Source organism: Xanthomonas sp. DAR33341 (assembly GCF_003992815.1).
Taxonomy (GTDB): domain Bacteria; phylum Pseudomonadota; class Gammaproteobacteria; order Xanthomonadales; family Xanthomonadaceae; genus Xanthomonas; species Xanthomonas cissicola.
Genome location: NZ_QEYV01000030.1, coordinates 70280 through 90313, shown reverse-complemented (window position 1 = coordinate 90313; position 20034 = coordinate 70280). Strand labels below are relative to the sequence as shown.

Here is a 20034-nt window from a genome sequence, read left to right as displayed (position 1 = left end):
GGGGGAAGATGCCCGGGATGCCGAGCGGAACCTCCGATTCTACTGCCAATGCCGCTCGCATGACCCCGCGTGCGATCACAGCGTGCCGTCGCACGTCCGCTGCCGTGTCGGTTCGCCCTGCCTGCAACCATCGCCGCGCCCTCCTTCGATCGAGATTTCCCCGCGATGAGCAAGCACCGCTATCTGCAACTGGATGTTTTCGCCGCCCGGGCCGGCAGCGGCAACCCACTGGGCGTGGTCTTCAATGCAGAGACGTTGTCGTCTGCGCAAATGCAGCAGATTGCCGCGTGGCTGAATCTGTCCGAGACGGTCTTCTTCCTGCCGGTCAGCGTGCCCGATGCCGATTACCACATCCGCATCTTCACCCCGCGTACCGAGCTACCGTTTGCCGGCCACCCCAGCGTCGGCGCAGCGTGGGCGGCGGTGACCCACGGCGTGACCGCCTATAAGCCCGACGGCCGGCTGCGCCAGCAATGCGCAGCCGGCGTGCTGCCGGTGGACGTGTTCGACCGATACGGCGCCTTGCTGGTGCGGCTGCGCGCGCCGCGCGCACGCGCCATCGACACGGGCGACACGTACGCCGACGCGCTGCGCGCCGCCTGCGCTGGCCTGGGCGCGAGCGCGCAGCCGGCCGCGCTCTGGAACAACGGCCCGAACTGGTGGCTGCTGGAATTGGCCGACGCGCAGGCGGTACGGCAGGCAGCCCCGGACCTTGCCGCCATTGCGCGCCTGACTCAGGCCAGTGCCGCTTGCGGACTGGCCATCTATGCGCCCATGCATGACCACGACGCAGGCCTGGTCGTACGTGCCTTCTGCCCAGGCGATGGCATTCCGGAAGACCCGGTGACCGGCAGCGCCAATGCCTGTATTGCCGCACGCCTGCATGGCGAAGACCGCCTGCCCGGGGCGCAGTCGCGCTACGTCGCCAGTCAGGGCCGCGAGGTTGGCCGCGATGGCCGCGTCCATGTGGACGTGGATACGGAAGGCGAAGTCTGGATTGGCGGAGCGACGCTGCAGGTGATCGACGGCCGCATCGATTGGTAAGCTGCCGCGCCCTCACTGCGGATCGACGCCCATGACCACTCGCCGTTTCCTGCAATTGGATGTGTTCTCCGCCCGCCCCGGCAGCGGCAATCCGCTGGCGGTGGTGCTGGATGCCCAAGGTCTGGACGATGCGGCGATGCAGGCCATCGCACGCTGGACCAAACTGCCGGAGACCACCTTCGTCGTCCCCGTCGAAAACGTGCACAGCAGCTACCGGCTGCGTATGTTTTCGCCGCAAAAAGAGGTGCCGTTTGCCGGCCACCCCAGCGTGGGCACTGCACATGCCGTGCTCGAGGCCGGCCTGGCCGCACCACAGGACGGCGTCCTGGTTCAGGACGGCATCGCTGGTCAGTTGCCGCTGCGCGTTGAGCAGCGCGACGGCCACCGCAGCATCGCGATCCGCACGCCACGCGCACGCGTGGCCGAGCAGGTGGGCGCCGACGATCCGCGCCTGCGCGATGCCTTGCGGGGCTGGCCGCTGGGGACGCTACCGCCTGCGCTGATGGACGGCGGCCGCACGTGGTGGGTGGTGGAACTGGACAGCGAAGCCGCGCTGCGCGGCCTGCAGCCGGACTGGGACGCGATCGCCGGGTTGGCAGAATCTACCGGCAGCATGGGCGTGTTTGCGTATGCACGCGCCGGCGCACCGGGCGCCTACGATCTGGCAGTACGTGCCTTCGTCGGCAATGGCCGGCGCTTCGAAGATGCGGCGTCCGGCGCGGCCAATGCGGTCCTCGCCGCATGGCTGGACAGCCGTGACGCATTGCCCGGCACCGACCGTCGCTATGTGGTCAGCCAGGGCCGCGAAATCGGCTTCGATGCCTTGCTGGAACTGCACATCGATGCCGACGGCGACGTGTGGTCGGGTGGCCAGGTGCAGACGGTGATTCGCGGCACGCTGGACTGGGCTTAGTCGGCGCGCCACAGGGCGCTTCCCGGAGGGTTGGCCGTCAGCGGCACGGAGCGCGCGCCGCGCGGCCTGCCTTGGCGCCAGCCAAGCCGGCGCCACGCAGCACCCGCTCCGCTGGCGGCCAACGCATCTCATCTCCACGTGCATCACACGCTCTAGGGCGGTAGCAACGCTGCTGCGCAGGATCCAACGCAACGAAGTGGGCTGCAGCTGCAGCCAATTTCTGATCACGGCCCGTGCACCGCGCATCAGCGCCTGTGTGAAACAGCAAGGTGCATCGCATCGATTAGCGCCCAAGCCTTGTTGACGCGCCATTGCAGCCCGCAATCGCTCCGCAAAACGCAAGAACGCTGCGGTTGCCCGCAGCGTTCTTTTCAGCACGATGCCGCAACCAGCGGCACCGCATGCATCCGGCACTGATCAGTCAGGGCGCACGTCGACGCGCACGCGGATACGGTCGCCCGGGTTGTAATCGCTACGCGTGTGGTATGTACGGCCAGCGTATTCGTAGGTAACGTCGTAGCCATCCACGCGGTCGCGTTCGCGGCGGTAGGACACCGGCTCGCAGACCCTCACGTTGCCCTGGTACGTGCGGTGATTGGCCTCGTAGATCGAACGGCCCGCCGCTACGCCTGCCATGGTGCCAACGGCGGTACCGACCAGGCGACCATTGCCGCCGCCGACCTGGCTGCCGAGCACGGCGCCCGCGATGCCACCAATGACACTGGCCACGCCGCGATCGGACACACCGGCCTGGGCGTAGCCGCCATCGCGGTAGTACCCGTCATTACTGGTGTAGTAACCGTCGGCGGGACGATCGTAGCAACGTTCGCTGGTGCGTTCGTTGTACGAGTCGGCAACGATGATCGGATCCACGCGCACGACGCGCGCATATTCGTAACGGCCATCCTCATAGCCGCTGCGGCCGTAATCGCGGTAGCCGCTGTCATAGCGCTGCGCCGTGGCATTGCCCGCCACGACCAGACCCATCACCAGAGCACCAAGCACGAGAGTTTTCATTGCGGCAGCTTCATAGGGAGGACACGCTGCCGATGCTCGGCCTGCGCCAGTGAAACCGCACTGAACCAAACCAGCCGCAAAAAGCCCTATTCAGGTTGCCGCCAGCTGCGCGCGCCGGGCGTTTGCGCCGACGCGTCGCAGCGGTATTGGCATTAGCTGGAAAACTCGGTTTCCAGGCTGATCGGCACGGCGCTCAGTGCCTTGGACACCGGGCAATTCTTCTTGGCGGTGTCTGCCAGCTCGCGGAACTTGGCCTCATCGATGCCCGGCACCACGGCCTTGAGCTTGAGGCGAATCTGCGACAACTGCGGGCCGCCTTCCATCGACAGATCCACATCGGCGCGCGTGTCCAGCGAGGCCGGCGGAAAACCGGCTTCGGTCAACTGTGCAGACAACGCCATGGTGAAACAGCCAGCATGCGCGGCGGCGATGAGTTCTTCCGGATTGGTGCCCTTCTCGTCGCCGAAGCGGCTGCTGAAGGCATAACGGGTGTTGTCCATCAGGCCGCTCTGCGGCGTGCTGAGCTGGCCCTTGCCGGTCTTGAGGTCGCCTTCCCAGTGAGCGGTAGCGTGACGTGAAATACCCATTGCGATCTCCTGCGCTGAAAGGAGCGCTCACGATAGGTGAGTGGGTGTTAGCTGGTGGTGCTCGGAATCGGGAATCGGGAATCGCAAGCGCAGATCACCGGGCACGTCAGGCAGCAAGCGACTGTTTGTCTGCATTCATGCAGTTGCACTCGAACGCCACCGCGCGACGGACCGCGGTGTACGTTCGGCAAAAGCGACCGCCTCTTCGCAATCGACAATTACACATCAGACACGACCGCGCGCGTTGGTTGCGCGGTCGCGTTGCCGCTCCTGGGCCGCTAACGAAACGAAGGCGCAGCCACGCTCAGCCGAGCAGGGTTTCCAGCACGGCCATGCGCACGGCGACGCCATTGGCGACCTGCCGTAGCACGCAGGATTGCGCGCCGTCGGCCACTTCATCGGTGATTTCCACGCCGCGGTTGATCGGGCCCGGGTGCAGCACCGCGGCCTCGCGACCGGCACGCGCCAGGCGCTCGCAGGTCAGACCATATTCGGTGTGGTACTGCTCCAGCGAGGGCACCAGGCCTTCTTCCATGCGCTCGCGCTGCAGGCGCAGCATCATCAGCGCGTCGGCGCCTTCGAGCATGGCATCGAAATCCTGACCGACCACGCAGCCCTCCAGCATGCCGTCGTCAGGCAGCAGGCTGGCCGGGCCGCAGACGCGGATTTCGCCAGCGCCCAACGTGCGCAAGGCATGCAGGTCCGAGCGCGCCACGCGCGAGTGCTTCACGTCGCCGACGATAACGACCTTGAGCTTGGAAAAATCGGTGCCCTTGGCCTGGCGCAGGGTGAGCATGTCGAGCAAGCCCTGGGTGGGATGCGCGCTACGTCCGTCGCCGGCATTGATCAACGCGGTGCCCTCGCCCGCGGCAGCCGCCAGCGCTTCCACCGCGCCGTCGTCGGGGTGACGCACCACGAAGCCGCGCACGCCCATCGCTTCGAGATTCTTCAGAGTATCGCGCGCGGTTTCGCCCTTGCGGGTGGATGAGGTGGATGCATCGAAATTGAGCACGTCCGCGCCCAGCCGCTGCGCCGCCAGATGGAAGGAGCTGCGCGTGCGCGTGGAGGGCTCGAAGAACAGCGTGCACACTGCAGTGCCCGCCAGCACGCTGCGCTTGCCCACGCGCCCGACCGCTGCATCGCGGATCTGGCCGGCGCGGTCGAGCAATTGCAGCAGCGTGGTGCGCGGAAGTCCTTCCAGGGTGAGCAGGTGGCGCAAGCGTCCGTCCGAATCGAGTTGCATGGTGGTCATCGCAGGTCGGGAGTCAAGGAAGAAGGGTGGCTTGGTCGGGTGCGGCCAACCAGCGTTCGACGATCACTGCGGCGGCCATCGCATCGAGCGCTTCGGCATCGCGGCGGCGCTTGCGCCCATCGGCACGCTCGCGCGCGAAACGCTGCGCAGCCTCAACCGAACTGGAGCGCTCATCGATCAGGACAACCGGCAGCGCATAGCGCTCGCGCAGCTGGCGGGCGAACGCGTGCGCGCGCTTGCGTGCGGGCTGGTCTTTGTCGTCCAGCGTGAGCGGATCGCCGATCACCAGGCCGTCCGGGCGCCATTGCTTGTACACGCGGTCCAACGCACCCCAATCCGGGCCGTTGGCATGCACATTGATAACGGCCACCGCGCGCGCGCCGGCGCCGAGCGCGCTTCCGACCGCCACACCGATCCGGCGCGACCCCACATCGAAGCCCAGCACCGTGCCTTCGGGGCGGATCGCGCCCGCCTCAGGCATGCCCGGAATAATCCGTGAGCCGGAACAGATCCACGCCGATCCGCCCGGCAGCGGTCTGCCAGCGATCTTCCAGCGCGGTCGCAAACAGCACATTGGCATCCGACGGCGCGGTGAGCCAGCTGTTTTCGCCCAGTTCGAATTCCAGCTGGCCGGCGCCCCAACCGGCGCAGCCCAACGCGACCAGCGCATTGCGCGGGCCGTTGCCGGCCGCCATCGCTTCGAGGATGTCGCGCGAGGTGGTCAGGAACACACCCTGTCCCACTTCCAGGCTGGAATCCCATTCGCGCGCATCGTCATGGATCACAAAACCGCGCTCAGGGTGCACCGGACCGCCGCTGAGCACCACCTGCTCGCGCAGCGGCTCATCGTCGGTGTCGATACCCATCTGCGACAACACTTCGCCCAGGGTGTATTCGGAGGGCCGGTTGACCAGCACGCCCATGGCGCCGTTCTCATCGTGCTGGCAGATCAGCGCGACGCTGCGCGAAAAGGTGGGGTCGGACAGCGCCGGAAGCGCAATCAGCAGTTGGTTGGCCAGAGGCGTGGGCAAAACAGACATGGCCGCATTCTAGCCGTTCGCTTCGCCGCGCGCAGAGCCGCTGCCATACTGGGCCTTGCCGGCGCCGGGACTGCGCGATGCCGCCGATGCGGCTGCCTTCGCGGTGGCCCATCTGCGGCGCCTGACCGACACGTTCAGCTTGATCGCGACGCGTGCGACTTGCAGCGCCGCCGAAGCGGTGCAGCCGCGAAAACGGCATCCCGGCCTCTGCGCCAACTGCTGCTCGCCCGCCGTGGCAGCGACTGGCGCGCGACTGGCAAGCCTCGCCCCACAACCACAGGCATCCACATGAGCGGTTATTGCAGCATCGCCCCAGGCCATCCGGTCCATGGCCACTACCACGATCACGAGTACGGCTTTCCGCAGCGCGACGAACGCGAGTTGTTCGAGCGGCTGGTCCTGGAGATCAACCAGGCCGGACTGAGCTGGGAAACCATCCTGCGCAAGCGCGTCAATTTCCAGCAGGCTTACGGCGGCTTCGACGTGGACACCGTTGCTGCGTATGGCGACCAGGACATCAGCAGGTTGATGGGCGATGCCGGCATCATCCGCAATCGCCTCAAGGTACTGGCGGCAATCCACAACGCGCACGTCATCCGGACGCTGCGCGCCACGCATGGCGGCTTCGCGCAATGGCTGGACGCCCACCACCCGCTCGACAAACCGGCCTGGGTCAAGCTGTTCAAGAAAACCTTTCGTTTCACTGGCGGCGAAATCACCGGCGAGTTCCTGATGAGCCTGGGCTATCTGCCCGGCGCGCATCATGCCCAGTGCCCGGTGTTTACGCAGATCCGGGCACTGGCGCCGCCCTGGTTGCAGGCGCAGAAGCCGGCAAAGGCGCGCACGGTCCAGCGCGGCTAGACACCTTTTGCACGCCGCACGCGAAATGCTCGGGGTTATGGCTATTTGCATCGGCATTTCCGGCTGGCGTTACGCACGCTGGCGCGGCACGTTTTACCCGGCCGGCCTGGCCCAACGGCGCGAGCTCGAATACGCCGCGGGCTGCTTTCCCAGCGTGGAAATCAATGGCTCCTTCTATTCGCTGCAGCGCCCGGAAAGCTTCCAGCGCTGGCATGACGAAACGCCTGAGGATTTCGTCTTTTCGGTCAAGGGTCCTCGCTTCATCACCCATATGAAGCGCTTGCGCGATTGCGAGCAGGCGCTGGCCAACTTCTTCGCTTCCGGGGTGTTGCGGCTGGGCGCCAAACTGGGTCCGATCCTGTGGCAGCTACCGCCGACCCTACAGTTCGATGCCGAGCTACTGGACGCATTTCTCGGCAGCCTGCCGCGCGATAGCGAGGCCGCGTTGGCGAGGGCGCGCAAACGCGACACCGGGCTGATGCAGGGCCGCAGCGCGCTGGCGATCGATCGCCGGCGACCGATCCGTCACGCATTGGAAGTGCGTCACGACAGCTTCTGCGATCCGGCCTGCATGCGGCTGCTGCGGCGTCACAATGTCGCGGTGGTGGTCGCCGACACCGCAGGGAAATTCCCGTATCTGGAGGACGTCAGCGCAGATTTCGTCTATGTGCGTCTGCATGGCGATGCGCAGTTGTACGCCAGCGGTTACAGCGACACCGCACTGGATCGCTGGGCAGCACGCATCGCCGCGTGGGCCGGCGGAGCCGAACCGGACGATGCAGCCCGCGTCGGCGCACGCGCCCGCAAACGCGCAATGCGCGATGTGTACTGTTATTTCGACAACGACATGAAGGTGCATGCGCCGTTCGATGCGCGCGGCTTGATGCAACGGCTGCAGTTGCCTACCAACTGCCCGGCACGCGAAAACACCTAGAACTGCTGACAAACGACGGTGCTAACGCCAGGCGCGCCTTGCCGGCGCACGGAAAGCGGCATGCATCGCTGGCACGCTGCGGTTCTGGGCGCGCCAGCCGCGCCCGCTGACAGCTACACGCGACGGATGGTTGGCCGCTCCCGGACGCGCCATGCGAGCGATCTTCGGCACGCATCACACGCCCATATACCGGTGCGGGCGGTGATTGAACATCAGCACCAGACTCAGCATCAAGGCGCCAATGGCCGAATACAGCACCTTGTCCGGGGTCAGCACGAAGAAGGCGACCAGCATGAGCATCGCGTCGAAGCTCATTTGCACCTTGCCCGCGCTCCAGCCACGCTCGCGCTGCAGGTACACCGCCAGGATGCCGATGCCGCCCAGGCTGCCGCGGTGGCGAATGAAGAACAAGATACCCAGGCCAGACAGCGCCCCGCCGACGATCGCCGAAAAGGCCGTGCTCATGTGCGCGTAGTCGGCCCAGCGCGGCAGCAGGTTGGTCAGCACGCCGCACGCGCCGACTGCCGCGAAGGTCTTCAGGGTGAACTCCCACCCCATCCGGCGCACGCTCAGCCAGTAGAACGGCAGATTGACCAGTACGAACACCAGGCCGAAGTTCCAGTGCAGCGCGTAGTGCAACAGGAAGGCCACGCCGGCCATGCCGCCGATCATCAGCCCGCCCTTGGCGAAGATGGCCAGGCCGAGCGATGCGACCAGAGTCGCCAGCACCATGCCTTGCGCATCCTCAGCCACCGAATGATGGAAGGCGTGGTCGTCGGCGGCAGTCCCGGCCGAATCCGGCGGAGGAGTGAGCGGGCCGGCGGTGACCACGGCACCATCGTCGGGCAAGGGTTCTTGCTCCGGTCGCAGATCGGAATCGGGAAGGCTCACGGGCTTGGGCACTGCAGTGGGGTGCGGTATTAGACACTATCGACCCACCCGGTTACATCTGAAACCGGGCTGGCCTCGCCAGGTCGGTGCGTGACCGGGGCGCCTCGATCGGCCGTCGACCGCCGCCCTCCTCCGCAGCAGCCGGGCATGCCGGAGCGGCGCGGTAAGGGATGGCCGAGCTCCTCGATGATGCGCGGACGATTCGAGCCGGACCGTCGTTTTCCTTGGCGCGCTCAGGCGCTCCCTCCACGCGGCGGCCAGGACCGCGTCGGCGGTGCGATCCTGGCGCAACGCCGGCCGCCACGCCGGGCACGAAATGGCGGCAACGCGCAGACAGGCGGCGTCACCGTGGCGGCAGCAGCTCAGCTTCTGGCTGGTCCGATCCCCGCGCTTGTTACCCGTCGGCACTGGCACCCCGTGCACGCGGGCACCGAGGCGCGCAGCACTCAGCGCACTTCGGAAATTTCCACGCCGTCCAGGCCCTGCGACAAGGTCTTGGCATCGCCGCCCTGCGAGAGCTTGATGCGCAGGCGCACCTCGTTCTGCGAGTCGGCGTAGCGCAACGCGTCTTCGTAACTGATTTCGCCGGCCTGGTAGAGCTCGAACAGGCTCTGGTCGAAGGTGCGCATGCCCAGGTTGGTGGACTCCTTCATGATCTCCTTGAGCTTGTGGATCTCGCCGTCGCGTATGTAGTCCTGCACCAGCGGCGTGCCCAACATGATTTCCATCGCCACGCGACGGCTGCGGCCGTCCGGGGTCGGAATCAGCTGCTGCGCGACCACGCCCTTGAGGTTGAGCGACAGGTCCATCAACAGCTGGTTGCGGCGATCTTCGGGGAAGAAGTTGATGATGCGGTCCATCGCCTGGTTGGCGTTGTTGGCGTGCAGCGTGCACAGCACCAGATGGCCGGTTTCGGCGAATGCGATCGCATGGTCCATGCCTTCGCGGGTGCGCACCTCGCCGATCATGATCACGTCCGGCGCCTGGCGCAGGGTGTTCTTCAGCGCGTTCTCCCAGCTGTCGGTGTCGATGCCGACCTCGCGCTGGGTGATGATGCAACCCTCGTGCTTGTGCACGAATTCGATCGGATCTTCGATGGTGATGATGTGCCCGGTCGAGTTCTGGTTGCGGTAGCCGATCATCGCCGCCAGCGAGGTCGACTTACCGGTCCCGGTGGCGCCGACGAAGATGATGATGCCGCGCTTGGTCATCGACAGCGTCTTGATCACCGGCGGCAGGCTCAGTTCGTCCACGGTGGGGATGCGCGTTTCGATCCGGCGCAGCACCATGCCCACCTGATTACGCTGGTAGAAGCAGCTGACACGAAAACGCCCGACCCCGGACACGCCGATGGCGAAATTGCACTCGTGGGTCTTTTCGAATTCCTCGCGCTGCGACGGCGTCATCACGTTCAACACCAGATCGCGACTCTGCTGCGCGGTCAGCGGGGTCTGGGTAATCGGGCTGATCTTGCCGTGCACCTTGATCGCCGGCGGCATCCCCGAGGTGATGAACAGGTCCGACGCCTTCTGATGCGCCATCAGCTTGAGGAAGGAGGTGAAGTCGATGGTGCTCATGGGGTGCTCCCTCGGAGCCGGGAATGGGGAATCGAGAAACGGGAATTGGAGAAGCCGGGCAACGGACTCGGTGACGGGAACGCGCCTTTGCGATTCCCCATTCCCGATTCGCTATTCCCGTATCACTCGAATATCCGCTTGTCCTTGGCGTACTCGCGAGCCTGGTTGCGCGTGATCAGGCTGCGCTTGACCAGGTCCTGCAGATGCTGGTCCAGCGTCTGCATGCCGTATTGCTGGCCGGTCTGGATCGAGGAATACATCTGCGCCACCTTGTCCTCGCGGATCAGGTTGCGGATGGCCGGGGTGCCGACCATGATTTCCCATGCTGCGGTACGGCCGCCGCCGACCTTCTTCAGCAGCGCCTGCGAAATCACAGCGCGCAGCGATTCGGACAGCATCGAGCGCACCATCGGCTTTTCGCCGGCCGGGAACACGTCGATGATGCGGTCGATGGTCTTGGCGGCCGAGCTGGTGTGCAGGGTGCCGAACACCAAGTGACCGGTTTCCGCAGCGGTGAGCGCCAGGCGAATGGTTTCCAGGTCGCGCAATTCGCCGACCAGGATGATGTCCGGGTCTTCGCGCAGTGCCGAGCGCAGCGCTTCGTTGAAGCCGTGCGTGTCGCGGTGCACCTCGCGCTGGTTGATCAGGCACTTCTGCGAGGTGTGGACGAATTCGATCGGGTCCTCGACGGTGAGGATGTGCCCGTACTCATTCTTGTTGATGTAGTCGATCATGCCGGCCAGCGTGGTCGACTTGCCCGAGCCGGTCGGGCCGGTCACCAGGATCAGGCCCTGTGGCTGATCGATCAGCTGACGGAAGATCGGCGGGCAGCCAAGGTCTTCCAGCGTCAGCACTTCGGACGGAATGGTACGGAACACCGCACCGGCGCCGCGGTTCTGGTTGAACGCATTGACGCGGAAACGCGCCAGCGATGGAATTTCGAACGAAAAGTCGACTTCGAGGAATTCCTCGTAATCGCGCCGCTGCTTGTCCGACATGATGTCGTACACCAGCGCGTGCACCTGTTTGTGGTCCAACGCCGGAATATTGATGCGGCGGACATCGCCATCGACACGGATCATCGGCGGCAGCCCTGCAGACAGGTGCAGGTCCGATGCCTTGTTCTTGACAGAAAACGCCAATAGTTCAGCGATATCCATGCGCTGCTTTTCCCCTAGGCTGCGATTGGAAGGTACTCCCCGGCCGGCAGTATAGCGTTCTGGCTGCCGGCGGGAAGCGGCCTGTCGCCGGTTCAGGTCGGGTGCGACGCGCCTGGCTGAAACCGTTGCCTGCGCCCGGCTGCGGAACGGCCCAAGGCCGAACGGCTGGTGCGCGGTGGCATCAAGGACTTGCTGGCGAGCGCAGCGCTTGCCCGAGCGTAGCGGGCCGCATTGCCAGTCCGTCGCCCCGGGCCTTAATCGGACTTGGGGACGGTCGCCCACCTTGCTTCCAGACACTCCTCTTAAATGTGCGCAGCACCGGCGCATCGATGCAGGCGTCCGGCAGCCCCCAACTGGATGGAAGCGTCTGCGGGCGGCACTATAGCGCTCCCGCCTTCTCCGGAATGCCACGTGCCGGCTTCGTCGCTGCAGCAGATTCTCGATGCCATCCACGCCGCAGCGGTCGCACACGCGCGTGCCGACGTGCGGCTGTTGGCGGTCTCCAAGACCAAGCCGGCCGACGCCGTTGCCGCCCTGGCCGCGCAGGGCCAGCGCGCCTTTGGCGAAAACTACGTGCAGGAAGCCGACGCCAAGATCGCCCAGTTGCGTGCGTTGGACCTGGAATGGCATTTGATCGGCCACCTGCAATCCAACAAGGCCGAACTGGCGAGCCAGTGCTTCGATTGGGTGCAGACGGTGGACCGCGCCAAATTGATTCCGCTGCTGGCGCGTCACCGCCCGGACGACCGCGCACCGTTGAATGTATTGATCCAGGTCAACATCGACGACGAGGACAGCAAGCATGGATGCGCGCCCGACGCGATCGACAGCCTGGCCGAAGCGATCGCCCTACAACCACGCTTGCAGCTACGCGGACTCATGGCGATCCCTGCCCCGTTCCCGGATCAGGCACGACGCCAGGCTGCGTTTTCGCGCATGCAGGCACTGTTCCAGCAGCTGCAAGCCCGTCATCGGCAGGTGGACACCTTGTCGATGGGCATGAGCTCGGATTTCGCCGAAGCGATCGCGGCCGGCGCCACCATGGTGCGGGTGGGCACGGCGTTGTTCGGCGCGCGCGGTCAGGCGCCGGACGCCGCTGCCTGATCGCATCGCCTCCCACATCGACTCGTCTTACCAAGGTGCTGCAATGAACACACCGGCTTCGTCCTCGCCCTCGTCTTCCGCTACGACGTCCATCGCCTTCGTCGGCGGCGGCAACATGGCGCGTAGCTTGATCGCCGGGCTGATCCGGCAGGGTACGCCGGCTGCCAGCATCCGCGTGGCCGAGCCGGTGGCCGATCTGCGCGCAGCCTTGGCGCGCGACTTCGGCGTGCAGGTGGTCGAGGATGCGCGCGCCGCTGTCGACGCGACGACGACCTGGGTCTTGGCGGTCAAGCCTCAGGTCCTGCCAATGGTGTGCGCGCAACTGGCCGATCTCGCGCAGGCCCAACAACCGCTGCTGGTTTCCATCGCTGCCGGCATCACCGCAACGCAGCTGCAGCGCTGGTCTGGCGGAGATATCGCCGTGGTTCGTGCCATGCCCAACACCCCCGCCCTGCTCGGCGCCGGTGTCACCGGGCTGTACGCCAACGCGCGCGTGTCCGCAGCGCAACGCCAACAGGCGACCCAACTACTGGACAGCGCCGGCGTCACCGTCTGGATCGACGACGAAGCGCAGATGGATGCGGTGACCGCCGTCTCCGGCAGCGGACCGGCCTATGTCTTTCTCTTGGCCGAAGCGATGGAAGCTGCCGCGCAAGCGCAGGGCCTGCCCGCCGCAGCCGCGCGTACGTTGGTGCTGCAAACGCTGCTCGGCGCCGCACGCATGCTCACCGAATCGGGCGAAGCACCGGAGGTCCTGCGTCGCCGCGTGACCTCGCCCAACGGCACGACCCATGCCGCCATCGAGACGTTCCAGGCCGGCGGCTTTGAGGCCCTCACCGCCCAGGCCATTGCCGCAGCGACCGAACGCGGCCGCAGTTTATCGGCCGCCAACGACTGATTGAAACGCGGCGGGTCTGCATGTCGCGCATCGCGCAGCCCCTTCGCGCGGCGCGCATGGCAAGACGAAAACGATTCGAACGTCTGCGCAAACCGCCGCGCCCGCGCCTTGATCACCGCAAGGTGGATGCAGGGCAATACAAAGCCAAAGGCTGCATACCGCCCCGAAACCGCTCCATTCCCGTACATGGAGCGTGCGCCCACGTTTGCAATCGATGGCAGCCATCTCGACGGCGCGTGGTTCTGTTCCATGCATCCCCGAAAAGGTTGACCTTATCGGCTCGTTGCGTCGCCCCCACGGATGCGCGGTGCGGCCGTTGCCCGCGCAAACGATCTGCTGCTATGCGTCAGACCTGCAGCGAACGTGCGCATGGCGCGGGCAAGCCGATGCGTTTTGTACGTTTTTTCTGCCGCTGGTGAACGAATCCCCGTCGAAAGATGCTTTTTTCGTGCTGTTTCATCGTTTACCTATTGGCGACGCGCAGCAGTTGCCCTACATTTCGCGTTGCCGACTGGGTCGGCAGACCCAACACCACCAACGAATACGGAACACATCACTCATGGCAAAAACCGCCGCTAAGAAGGCTGCCCCCAAGAAGGCAGTGAAAAAGGTCGCCGCGACCAAGACCGCAAAGCCGGCCAAGGCCGCTGCTGCCAAGTCCGCTGCGCCCAAGCCGATCAAGGAAGCACTGAGCAAGACCGGCCTGGTCGCGCACATTGCCGAAAGCACCCAGTTGGCTCCGAAGGACGTCCGCGCCGTGCTGGCGTCGCTGGAAGCCACCGCACACGCCTCGCTGAGCAAGAAGGGCGTCGGCACCTTCACCATCCCGGGCATGCTCAAGCTGACCACCGTGCACGTGCCGGCCAAGCCGAAGCGCAAGGGCATCAACCCGTTCACCAAGGAAGAGCAGATCTTCGCCGCCAAGCCGGCGACCACCAAGCTCAAGTCCCGCATGATGAAGAGGTTGAAGGACGCGGCGCTCTAATCCAGCACGTCTCCGGTGTCACGAAGACGGCCCTCGGGCCGTCTTTTTTTTGCCATCGCGCCGCGATGTGCAGCACATACCGCTCATCGGCACTGCCCTACCCTGCATGCTGATTCGCCATCTGCAGGTGCCTGTGACCGGTCCGTCGAACACCCCGCCATCGCCACCACACCGAGTCTCCACACCTAGCCGCGCGCGTCGGCTGCGCAGCACTGTTGTCTCCATTGCACTGTTGTGCGTGCTGGCGGTGGCCGCGCGCTGGGCCTGGCAGCTGCCGATCCCCCATCAGCTCCGTACCAGCTGGGAGCTGTCGCAAATGCCGCCGCCTGCGCAGTTGCATGTGCCGGTGGAAGGCGTGCGTGCGCGACAGATTGCCGACACCTTTGGCGCACCCCGTGGCCGCGACCGCACGCACGCGGGCGTGGATATCTTCGCGCCACGCGGTACATCGGTGGTGGCGGCAACGCGCGGCGTGGTCAGCGCCATCCGCGACCAGGGCCTGGGCGGAAAACAGGTCTGGCTCCTGGGTCCGGCGATGGAACGGCATTACTACGCGCATCTTGACGACTGGGCTGCCGGCCTAGCAGTAGGCGATGTGGTCGAGCCCGGCACCCTGCTTGGCAAGGTCGGCACCACCGGCAATGCGCGCGGCACGCCGCCACACCTGCACTATGGTGTCTATGGACGCAACGGTGCGTACGATCCGCTGCCGCTTCTGCGCAAATCCGCCGCACAGCCAGCAAACTGAGCACGTTGGAACACTGCGTCATGGGCCACCCTATCGAGACGGTTGCGTCCTGCGCCTATGGTGAGCACAGCCCAGAACGACGCGACCCATATGTCCCGCAAACGCTATCGCATCACGGTCACGCCTATCGAAAACGACGGCCGCCCTTGTGACGACCGTTGCACCATCGAATTCGAACAACGTTCGCGCGCCGACTGGATGCGGCTGCTCGAAGAACTACACCTGCGCCGCGATCTGAGCAGCGACGAATGCGCGGCACTGACCGTAGGCTCGCAATTGCTGGAAGACCTGGCGGCCCGCCCACGCGCCCAGCCCAGCGATGCACTGGACGCATTGCGTCCCAAACTGCAGCTGCTGCTGGAACGCCTGCAGCGCGTGCACCCCGCCACCGGCGCCTGAAGACGCATCGCCGCACGTACCCGCTACACTGCGCACCTCGGGGATGGGGACGCGCCATGCGCTGGATGGGAATGCTCGTTGTCGCAGCCGCACTTTCTGGTTGCAGCTGTCATCGCACTGGCGATCCGCAGGCAAACGACGCGCCGGCGACGCATGCTGCGAGCGCATCGCGCCCGCTCGATAAGGGCACTGCCGGCACCACGACCGCAGCACCTGCCCCTGCATCCGATCCCACCGATGCTCTTGCGCTGGCCAGCTACGCCCAAGCAAGCGCCACCGTTCAACGTTACCTCGGCGCGTTGCCGGGAGCGGCGCGCGCGCAGGCCGATGCCTTATGGACCGGCGGCCGCCCTGCCCCGGTGCCGGACGACGCTGCCTTGCGTGCCATCGCCAACATCCAATCGATACGCATCAACAACGACCCGCCCATTGCGCTGGATCAGGCGCAGCCGCCACAGCGTATCGAAGTGCCGGTGCAATTGACGGTACGCACCACCACCGGCACGCAACGCCTGGTGGGCGCATACCGGCTGCAACCCCGCGCCGGTAGCGATGGCTGGGAAATCTATTCGGCCACGCTGCGACCGGTGTTGCGCTAACCCGTGGTTCACCGGCGCCGACTAAGGTGATGTCACCTGTTGCCGGAGTCACCCGATGAAACTGCGTTCGCTTGCCGGATCCATGCTCGCCCTCGCCTTGGCAATGCCCATCACCAGCGCCTGGGCCGCACCGCAGATCCAGGGAAAACAGATCAGCGTGCAGGCCAGCGACCTGCAGCAGTATCTGGGTGGCCGCTTCCCGCAGACACACGACACGCTGGGTGGGCTGATCGCAATGACGGTCAGCAACCCGGCGCTATCGTTGCCGCCAGGCGATCGGCTCAAGATGGCGTTCGATCTTGCCGTGGCGACCGCGGGCGGCGCTCCTGCACCGGTCGGCAATGTGACCTTGACGAGCGCACTGCGCTACGACGTGGCCAAGCAGGGCTTCTATCTCGACCAACCCAGCATCGACGACTTCCGCCCCGCCCACGCGGGCGCAAAGCTCGACCACAGCACGCGGCAGCTGCTCAATACCTGGCTGGCCGACTACGCGCGCAAGGAACCGATCTACCGAATCGATCCGGCGATTGCGTCCGTGATGGGTGCGGTGCAGGTGGAATCGGTCGGCATCCAGAACGGGCGGGTGGCGGTCAACTTCAACCAGAACATCGAGCAGATGGTGCCCGCAGCAGCGCTGTCCGGGAAGTAGGCCCGCCTGGGTTGGCGTCGATGGCGCGACCCACGCACCACTCCAGATGGAAAGGCCCGACGCACCTGCGCCGGGCCTTCTTGTTTCGAGCTGACACTGGCCAGTGAAGAGCCTATGCAGCCAAGGCCTTGGCCACTGCCGCGGCGAATGCAGGAATGTCGTCCGGTTTGCGGCTGGTAATCAGCTGGCCATCGGCCACCACTTCGGCATCCTGCCAGCGCGCGCCGGCATTGATCAGGTCCGTCTTGACCGACGGCCATGAGGTGACCTCGCGGTCGCGGACCAAGTCGCTTTCGAGCAACAGCCACGGCCCATGGCAGATCGCCGCCACCGGTTTTTGTGCGGTCGAAAACGCGCGAATGAACGCGATTGCCTGCTTATCGGTGCGCAGCGTATCGGGATTGAGCACCCCGCCAGGCAATACCAGTGCGTCGTAGGATTCGGCTGTTGCCTGTTCCAACTGCCGATCGACCGCTACCGAATCGCCCCAATCTGTGTGATTCCAGGCGCGAATCTGTGCGCTGTCGCCTGGCGCGATCACCTCGACCTTGGCACCCCAACTTTCCAGCAGGCGCTTGGGCTCGGTCAGTTCGGATTGCTCGAAGCCATCGGTGGCCAGCACGGCAACCGTCTTGCCTGTAAGCGAATAAGACATGCGGAGGCTCCTCTTAAAAAAGAAGCCCAAACCTAGAAAGCGCGCCGTTGCGCACCTGTGAACCGATGTGTGCGTGGCGTCAGCGCCTGACGCCACCTTCATGCTCAACGCTTGGGCTGCAGCATCGTTCCGGTGCAATTCTTCGAGCCGCAGCGGCATTCCCAAATTTTCTTCAGGCGTGGCGTGTGACGCTCGGCAAGGGTGATGCCGTAGTTATAGGTGAGCTCTTCGCCGGGTTTGATGTCGCGCTTGGCCTCGATGAAGATCTTGTCCTTGCGGCGGTCGTCGCCCTCGGCTTCTTCGATCACCGCTTCGCAATTGGGATCGCAGCTATGGTTGATCCAGCGCGCGACATTGCCTTCGTAGTTGGCATCCAGCACGTAGTCGTCGCTGAGCGTAAACAAGAAGGTATGCCCGCTCTCCACGTCGCCGGTGTCGTCGGCATCCACTTCGGCATGCGTGCGCAGCCGCCCCTTGTACTGAATGATGCGCTCGCCCTTGCGTAGCGGGGCGAGGGCGAACATGCCATTGCCGTGGATACGAGACTTGCGGGCGGCAACTTTGCGCGACATGTAGGGGTCCAGTGATGGGGCCGCTCATTGTGACCGCAGCGCGCCAATGCGCCAAGCACAAGCGCAGCGTGGACCGCAACGGGCCACGCTTGCCGGCGGCTGAACCGCGCCGTTGGCCCTGCCTTACTGGAAAGAGTACAATTTCGGTCCGCTTTCGGATTTCGTCTTCCCCATGTTGCGCGTCACCAAACTCACCGATTACGCCACCGTCGTGCTGACCGTCCTGGCGGCACGCTGCGATCAGGTGCTCAGCGCAAGCGAGCTGGCCGAACAGGCCGGTCTGGAAGCGCCGACTGTCAGCAAGATTCTCAAGCCGTTGTCGCAGGCAGGCCTGGTTGAAGGTTTGCGCGGCGTGCACGGCGGCTACCGACTTGCGCGCGCCGCCAGCGACATCACCCTGGTGGAGATCGTCGAAGCGATGGAAGGTCCGTTGGCGATCACCGAATGCAGCCAGGACCACAGCCAATGCGGTATCGCGCAGCGCTGTGGCGTGCGTTCGAACTGGCGCCTGATCAACGACGTGGTCGGCGATGCCTTGCGTCGCGTCACGCTTGCGCAGATGTTGCAGCCCCTTTCTCTCCCTGGCGACACCCGTCGGCGTTCCATCGCCGCACGCGTCGCGACCACCTGACCTGTAGGCAGCCCAATGGCCACCGAACTTGCTCCTCCACAGAACGCGCAGATCCTCGAACGGTTGGGTCGACGTTACGACGCCGGCTTCATCACCGAAATCGAATCGGACTCGCTCCCGCCCGGCCTGGACGAAGACGTCATCCGCGCGTTGTCGGCCAAGAAAGACGAGCCGCAATGGATGACCGACTGGCGTCTTGAGGCCTATCGCCATTGGCTGAAGATGCCGATGCCGGAGTGGGCGAAACTGCAGATCTCGCCGATCGACTTCCAGGCGCTGAGCTATTACTCCGCGCCCAAGGGCCCGAAATACGCCTCGCTGGACGAGGTGCCCAAGGAATTGCTGGACACCTACGACAAGCTGGGCGTGCCGTTGCACGAGCGCGCCAAGCTGGCCGGCGTCGCCGTCGATGCAGTGTTCGATTCGGTCTCGGTCGGCACCACCTTCCGCAAGGAACTGGCCGAAAAAGGCGTGATCTTCTGTTCGATGTCCGAGGCCATCAAGGAACACCCGGAGATCGTCAGGCAGTACCTGGGCAGCGTGGTGCCGGTGGGCGACAACTATTTCGCTGCACTCAACTCGGCCGTGTTCTCCGACGGCAGTTTCGTGTTCATCCCCAAGGGCGTGCGTTGCCCGATGGAATTGAGCACTTATTTCCGCATCAATGCCGGCCATACAGGCCAGTTCGAGCGCACCTTGATCGTGTGCGAAGACAAGGCCTACGTCTCCTATCTGGAAGGCTGCACGGCGCCCATGCGCGACGAGAACCAGCTGCATGCGGCGGTCGTCGAGCTGGTGACGCTGGAAGATGCAGAAATCAAGTACTCGACCGTGCAGAACTGGTACCCGGGCGATGAGGAAGGCCGCGGCGGCATCTACAACTTCGTCACCAAGCGTGCCGAATGCCGTGGCGCGCGTAGCAAGGTGACCTGGACCCAGGTCGAAACCGGCTCTGCGATCACCTGGAAGTACCCGTCGTGCGTGCTGATTGGCGACGATTCGGTGGGCGAATTCCATTCGGTCGCGCTGACCCACCATCGTCAGCAGGCCGACACCGGCACCAAGATGATCCACATCGGCAAGCGCACCAAGAGCAAGATCGTCAGCAAGGGCATCAGCGCCGGGCGTGGCCAAAATACCTATCGCGGCCAGGTCAAGGTGGACCGCAATGCCGATGGTGCACGCAACTACACGCAATGCGATTCGCTGTTGATCGGCAAACAGTGCGGCGCTCACACCTTTCCCTATATCGAGGTGAAGAACCCGGGCGCCACCGTCGAACACGAGGCCACCACCTCCAAGATCAGCGACGACCAGCTCTTCTATTGCCGCGCGCGTGGCATCAGCCAGGAAGATGCGGTGTCGTTGATCGTCGACGGCTTCTGCAAGCAGGTGTTCCGCGAACTGCCGATGGAGTTCGCAGTGGAAGCCAAGAAGCTGCTGGAAGTCTCGCTGGAAGGCTCGGTCGGCTGACGCGTCGACCCTTCTCCCTCCGGGAGAAGGTGGCGCGCAGCG

At 65.0% G+C, this 20034-nt stretch carries 23 protein-coding genes; 13 read left to right on the top strand and 10 right to left on the bottom strand.

Features of this window, described 5'->3' with window-relative positions; translation table 11 throughout:
* Positions 1-165: 165 nt before the first annotated feature.
* Together EO156_RS15095 and EO156_RS15090 are read left to right on the top strand one after the other, a co-directional pair.
* Positions 166-1044, top strand: a complete 879-nt coding sequence (locus tag EO156_RS15095; protein WP_029829256.1) for a PhzF family phenazine biosynthesis protein — start codon at positions 166-168, stop codon at positions 1042-1044.
* Between the two features lie 31 nt (positions 1045-1075).
* On the top strand, positions 1076-1957 hold the full coding sequence (locus EO156_RS15090; protein WP_011051920.1) for a PhzF family phenazine biosynthesis protein: 882 nt from the start codon (positions 1076-1078) through the stop codon (positions 1955-1957).
* Between the two features lie 417 nt (positions 1958-2374).
* Here the strand turns inward: EO156_RS15090 and EO156_RS15085 are convergent, their stop codons facing one another.
* The 5 genes from EO156_RS15085 to EO156_RS15065 all read right to left on the bottom strand — a co-directional run bounded on the left by EO156_RS15085 (position 2375) and on the right by EO156_RS15065 (position 5853).
* Positions 2375-2974: a glycine zipper 2TM domain-containing protein gene (locus EO156_RS15085; protein WP_015472432.1), complete on the bottom strand. Its 600-nt coding sequence runs from the start codon at positions 2972-2974 to the stop codon at positions 2375-2377.
* Between the two features lie 152 nt (positions 2975-3126).
* Entirely contained in the window at positions 3127-3561 is a 435-nt protein-coding gene (locus tag EO156_RS15080; RefSeq protein WP_003489936.1) for an OsmC family protein, read from the bottom strand.
* Between the two features lie 304 nt (positions 3562-3865).
* Positions 3866-4813, bottom strand: coding sequence for an aspartate carbamoyltransferase catalytic subunit (locus tag EO156_RS15075; RefSeq protein WP_016851092.1), 948 nt, complete (start codon positions 4811-4813; stop codon positions 3866-3868).
* 13 nt (positions 4814-4826) lie between these two features.
* A complete protein-coding gene (gene ruvX, locus EO156_RS15070) occupies positions 4827-5294 on the bottom strand; it encodes a Holliday junction resolvase RuvX (RefSeq protein ID WP_016851093.1) in 468 nt (155 codons plus the stop codon).
* A complete protein-coding gene (locus tag EO156_RS15065) occupies positions 5287-5853 on the bottom strand; it encodes a YqgE/AlgH family protein (RefSeq protein ID WP_003489930.1) in 567 nt (188 codons plus the stop codon). The genes ruvX and EO156_RS15065 overlap by 8 nt, the downstream gene beginning before the upstream one ends.
* A 288-nt stretch (positions 5854-6141) precedes the next feature.
* Between EO156_RS15065 and EO156_RS15055 the strand changes: the two genes are divergently transcribed.
* Both EO156_RS15055 and EO156_RS15050 read left to right on the top strand, forming a co-directional pair.
* A complete protein-coding gene (locus EO156_RS15055; protein ID WP_016851094.1) occupies positions 6142-6714 on the top strand; it encodes a DNA-3-methyladenine glycosylase I in 573 nt (190 codons plus the stop codon).
* A 7-nt stretch (positions 6715-6721) separates the two neighbouring features.
* Positions 6722-7648 carry a DUF72 domain-containing protein gene (locus EO156_RS15050; protein ID WP_016851095.1) on the top strand — a complete coding sequence of 309 codons (927 nt, stop codon included), beginning with the start codon at positions 6722-6724 and terminating at the stop codon, positions 7646-7648.
* A 174-nt stretch (positions 7649-7822) separates the two neighbouring features.
* Here the strand turns inward: EO156_RS15050 and EO156_RS15045 are convergent, their stop codons facing one another.
* From EO156_RS15045 to EO156_RS15035, 3 genes are all read right to left on the bottom strand, one after another.
* A complete protein-coding gene (locus tag EO156_RS15045) occupies positions 7823-8497 on the bottom strand; it encodes a YitT family protein (RefSeq protein WP_016851096.1) in 675 nt (224 codons plus the stop codon).
* Positions 8498-8985: 488 nt separating this feature from the next.
* Positions 8986-10116 (bottom strand): PilT/PilU family type 4a pilus ATPase, encoded by a 1131-nt coding sequence (locus EO156_RS15040; protein ID WP_003489921.1) that lies wholly within the window; start codon positions 10114-10116, stop codon positions 8986-8988.
* A 122-nt stretch (positions 10117-10238) separates the two neighbouring features.
* A complete protein-coding gene (locus tag EO156_RS15035; RefSeq protein WP_003489919.1) occupies positions 10239-11276 on the bottom strand; it encodes a type IV pilus twitching motility protein PilT in 1038 nt (345 codons plus the stop codon).
* Positions 11277-11687: 411 nt separating this feature from the next.
* On the opposite strand from EO156_RS15035, the gene EO156_RS15030 reads away from it, so the two are divergent.
* From EO156_RS15030 to EO156_RS15000, 7 genes are all read left to right on the top strand, one after another.
* On the top strand, positions 11688-12380 hold the full coding sequence (locus tag EO156_RS15030) for a YggS family pyridoxal phosphate-dependent enzyme (RefSeq protein ID WP_016851097.1): 693 nt from the start codon (positions 11688-11690) through the stop codon (positions 12378-12380).
* 43 nt (positions 12381-12423) lie between these two features.
* Positions 12424-13278 (top strand): pyrroline-5-carboxylate reductase, encoded by an 855-nt coding sequence (gene proC, locus EO156_RS15025; protein ID WP_011051928.1) that lies wholly within the window; start codon positions 12424-12426, stop codon positions 13276-13278.
* Between the two features lie 559 nt (positions 13279-13837).
* Complete coding sequence (locus tag EO156_RS15020; protein ID WP_003489904.1) at positions 13838-14263, top strand: HU family DNA-binding protein; 426 nt, start codon at positions 13838-13840, stop codon at positions 14261-14263.
* Positions 14264-14369: 106 nt separating this feature from the next.
* Entirely contained in the window at positions 14370-15011 is a 642-nt protein-coding gene (locus tag EO156_RS15015) for a M23 family metallopeptidase (protein ID WP_016851098.1), read from the top strand.
* 57 nt (positions 15012-15068) lie between these two features.
* Positions 15069-15410, top strand: a complete 342-nt coding sequence (locus EO156_RS15010) for a DUF3861 family protein (RefSeq protein ID WP_003489901.1) — start codon at positions 15069-15071, stop codon at positions 15408-15410.
* A gap of 56 nt (positions 15411-15466) precedes the next feature.
* The gene (locus EO156_RS24615) at positions 15467-16009 is read left to right on the top strand and encodes a hypothetical protein (RefSeq protein ID WP_033482761.1); all 543 of its coding nucleotides are present in this window, start codon (positions 15467-15469) and stop codon (positions 16007-16009) included.
* A gap of 55 nt (positions 16010-16064) precedes the next feature.
* A complete protein-coding gene (locus EO156_RS15000; RefSeq protein ID WP_005919194.1) occupies positions 16065-16661 on the top strand; it encodes a DUF1439 domain-containing protein in 597 nt (198 codons plus the stop codon).
* A 112-nt stretch (positions 16662-16773) separates the two neighbouring features.
* On the opposite strand, the gene EO156_RS14995 is transcribed toward EO156_RS15000, so the two are convergent.
* Positions 16774-17316: a type 1 glutamine amidotransferase domain-containing protein gene (locus EO156_RS14995; protein WP_026007221.1), complete on the bottom strand. Its 543-nt coding sequence runs from the start codon at positions 17314-17316 to the stop codon at positions 16774-16776.
* A gap of 104 nt (positions 17317-17420) precedes the next feature.
* Positions 17421-17888 (bottom strand): SET domain-containing protein-lysine N-methyltransferase, encoded by a 468-nt coding sequence (locus tag EO156_RS14990; RefSeq protein WP_003487757.1) that lies wholly within the window; start codon positions 17886-17888, stop codon positions 17421-17423.
* Between the two features lie 172 nt (positions 17889-18060).
* Here EO156_RS14990 and EO156_RS14985 point away from each other — a divergent pair, with 172 nt between their 5' ends.
* Together EO156_RS14985 and sufB are read left to right on the top strand one after the other, a co-directional pair.
* On the top strand, positions 18061-18519 hold the full coding sequence (locus EO156_RS14985; protein ID WP_003487759.1) for an SUF system Fe-S cluster assembly regulator: 459 nt from the start codon (positions 18061-18063) through the stop codon (positions 18517-18519).
* Positions 18520-18534: 15 nt separating this feature from the next.
* On the top strand, positions 18535-19992 hold the full coding sequence (sufB, locus tag EO156_RS14980; RefSeq protein WP_003487760.1) for a Fe-S cluster assembly protein SufB: 1458 nt from the start codon (positions 18535-18537) through the stop codon (positions 19990-19992).
* The last annotated feature ends 42 nt before the right edge of the window (positions 19993-20034 follow it).